Origin of the sequence: Bradyrhizobium sp. NBAIM08, from assembly GCF_020193935.1 — a bacterium.
Taxonomy (GTDB): domain Bacteria; phylum Pseudomonadota; class Alphaproteobacteria; order Rhizobiales; family Xanthobacteraceae; genus Bradyrhizobium; species Bradyrhizobium yuanmingense.
The window spans coordinates 1-401 of the sequence record NZ_JADYVR010000990.1 but is presented as its reverse complement, the minus strand read 5'-3'; the positions used below and the strand labels follow the sequence as shown (position 1 = coordinate 401).

At 74.3% G+C, this 401-nt stretch carries 1 protein-coding gene; it reads left to right on the top strand.

Annotated elements, in window-relative coordinates; translation table 11 throughout:
• The coding region (locus tag I6F37_RS43085; protein WP_225154843.1) for a recombinase family protein at window positions 1-366 on the top strand (366 nt) is incomplete at its 5' end.
• Between the last annotated feature and the right edge of the window lie 35 nt (window positions 367-401).

Below are 401 nucleotides of genomic sequence, written 5' to 3'. Positions count from 1 at the left end.
ATGCTCGACACCGCCCACAGGCTCCAGGCCCAGGGCGTCAAGCTGCGCTCCCTCACCGAGGCGGTGGACAGCGAGACGCCCACGGGGCGGCTCATGTTCAACTTCCTCGGCACCCTTGCCGAGTACTTCCTCGACCTCAACCGCGAGCGGACGCTGGAGGGCCTGCGCGCCGCCGCCGCCCGCGGGCGCAAGGGCGGGCGCCGGCGCAAGCTCTCAGAGGAGGATCTGGCCGTGGCGCGGGCCATGCTCCGCGACGCCGCCATCCCGGTGGCGCAGGTGGCCCGGAGGCTGGGCGTGAGCCGCGCCACCTTCTACGCCTACTTCCCGGCCGCACGCGCGCGAAGCCGGGAGGGAGAGGGCTCGTAGCCCGCGCGGCGGATCAGCTTTCCGGCCGCGCAGGC